The sequence below is a fragment of the Acinetobacter sp. P1(2025) genome, from assembly GCF_051390655.1.
Taxonomy (GTDB): Bacteria; Pseudomonadota; Gammaproteobacteria; order Pseudomonadales; family Moraxellaceae; genus Acinetobacter; species Acinetobacter junii.
This window is the reverse complement of sequence record NZ_JBPKBJ010000140.1, coordinates 1-2,783: the sequence shown is the minus strand read 5'-3', so window position 1 is coordinate 2,783 and position 2,783 is coordinate 1. Positions and strand designations below refer to the sequence as shown.

At 36.8% G+C, this 2,783-nt stretch carries 1 protein-coding gene; it reads right to left on the bottom strand.

Annotated elements, in window-relative coordinates:
* Positions 1-204: 204 nt before the first annotated feature.
* A complete protein-coding gene (locus tag ACSC97_RS17975) occupies positions 205-2,400 on the bottom strand; it encodes an OsmC domain/YcaO domain-containing protein (protein WP_346802072.1) in 2,196 nt (731 codons plus the stop codon).
* Positions 2,401-2,783: the final 383 nt, after the last annotated feature.

Genomic DNA, 2,783 nt, shown 5'->3' with positions numbered 1-2,783 from the left:
ATATAAATGGGTAGAGTACAGGTTGCTGTAGAAGCATGTTTAATTCGTCTAATCACTGATACTTTATAAAGCATTTTAATACTTTTTTGAATCTGTCAATGCGTAAGTCCTATTATAAAATCGTAATTCAAAAGTTTTGGTTTAAATCATGAAAAAAAGGTGCATGATTGACATACACCTTTCTTAGATCAAAAGCTTTGAGGCTTAACTTACAGCTTTTGCACGAGCTGCATGCAATTTTTTGTAGCTTTCAATCAAACGTAAATGACGATCCAAACCTTCTAATTTCATACTAGTAGGCGTTAAACCATAAAAACGAACATTACCTTCTACTGAACCAATAACTGCGTCCATACGTTCATCACCAAACATACGACGGAAGTTCTTTTCGTAATCTTCCAACTCCATCTCGTCATCAAGAATAACTTCTAGCACGACGTTCATACATTGATAGAACAAACCACGTTCTACAGTGTTGGTGTTGTATTGGAGGAATTGCTCAACTAAATCTTTAGCTTCTTCAAATTGCTTCAGAGCAATATAAATAAGAAGTTTTAATTCCAGTAGTGTCAATTGTCCCCAAACCGTATTGTCATCAAATTCTATGCCGATTAAGGTTGTGATTTCAGTATAGTCATCAAGTTCGCATTCTTCTAAACGTTCAACCAGTGCTTCAAGACGTGTGTCATCTAAACGATGAATATTTAGAATATCTTCACGGAATGCCAATGCTTTATTGGTATTGTCCCAAATCAAATCTTCAACTAAATAAATCTCAGAATAATCTGGCACGAGGATACGACAAGCTGTAGCACCTAAATGTTCATAGACAGCCATGTAGACTTCTTTGCCCATTTCTTCAAGAATGCCAAATAATTCAGCAGCCTCATCTGCATTCGAGTTCTCACCATCATTGGTGAAATCCCATTCTACAAAATCATAATCAGATTTTGAGCTGAAGAAACGCCAAGATACCAAACCACTTGAATCAATAAAGTGTTCCACAAAATTATTCGGTTCAGTCACTGCTTCACTTTGGAAGGTTGGCTGAGGTAAGTCATTGAGACCTTCAAAACTACGACCTTGCAATAACTCAGTCAAACTACGTTCTAAAGCCACTTCAAAACTTGGATGCGCACCAAATGAAGCAAACACACCACCTGTGCGTGGGTTCATCAAAGTGACACACATCACAGGGAATTGACCGCCCAGAGAGGCGTCTTTAACCAATACTGGAAAACCTTGTTCTTCTAAGCCTTGGATACCTGCAACAATACTTGGATACTTAGCCAAAACTTCTTCAGGAACATCAGGTAGTGCAATTTCACCTTCGATAATTTCACGTTTTACAGCACGTTCGAAAATTTCAGATAAGCACTGAACTTGAGCTTCTTCTAATGTATTCCCTGCACTCATACCATTACTGAGATACAAGTTTTCGATCAAGTTTGATGGGAAGTAAACTGTTTCGCCATCAGATTGGCGCACAAAAGGCAGTGAACAAATACCACGTTCAATATTCCCAGAGTTAGTATCGTATAAATGCGTACCTAGTAACTCTTTTTCAGGATCGTAAATCTCAAGACAGTATTCATCTAAGATTTCTTTTGGTAGCTCACCATTTGGTCCTGGTTTAAACCATTTCTCATCTGGGTAGTGTACAAACTCTGCGTTGGCAATTTCTTCACCCCAAAATTGATCGTTATAGAAAAAATTACAATTAAGACGCTCAATAAACTCGCCTAATGCAGATGCTAGTGCACTTTCTTTGGTTGAGCCTTTACCATTGGTAAAACACATAGGCGACTGTGCATCACGAATATGCAGTGACCAAACATTCGGTACGATATTACGCCATGATGCAATTTCAATTTTCATGCCTAAACCAGCCAAGATTGCTGACATATTGGCAATGGTTTCTTCTAAAGGTAAATCTTTGCCTTGAATATAAGTAGTACTTTCAGATGCAAGATTTGGCATCAATAAAGCTTGAGCATCTGCATCGATACTTTCCACTTCCTCGATGACAAATTCAGGACCCGTTTGAATGACTTTCTTTACGGTACAACGGTCAATTGAACGTAAAATCCCCTGACGATCTTTTTCAGAAATATCAGCTGGAAGTTCAACCTGAATTTTAAAAATCTGTTTATAGCGGTTTTCTGGATCAACAATATTGTTTTGAGATAATCGAATGTTGTCCGTTGGGATATCACGTGCAGCGCAATATACTTTCACAAAATATGCTGCACAAAGTGCTGATGATGCCAAGAAATAGTCAAATGGACCAGGTGCAGAACCATCCCCTTTATATCGGATCGGTTGATCTGCAATTACTGTGAAGTCATCGAATTTGGCTTCTTGTCGAAGGTTGTCGAGGTAATTTACCTTGATTTCCATGCTGGCACCTAAAATATGCTTATAGTTCTATTGCAAGAAATATAAGTTTAAAAATGAATAAATAAGCCAAATCGAAGATAAGAGACTGACTTAGAAAGGATTAATTAGCATTACTTCATTTAAAATCACTTTTAAATCAGTAATGCTAATAAGGACGGCTAATTTTACAGAATTATGCGCTGAAATTGAGTAATTTTATTGAACTTTGCAAATTATTTATTGGATTTGGTCAAAACAAATGTATTGAAATTCCAATGACAACTAATGTTTATTTATAGGACTTACGCATTGACAGATTCAAAAAAGTATTAAAATGCTTTATAAAGTATCTGTGATTAGACGAATTAAACATGCTTCTACAGCAACCTGTACTCTACCCATTT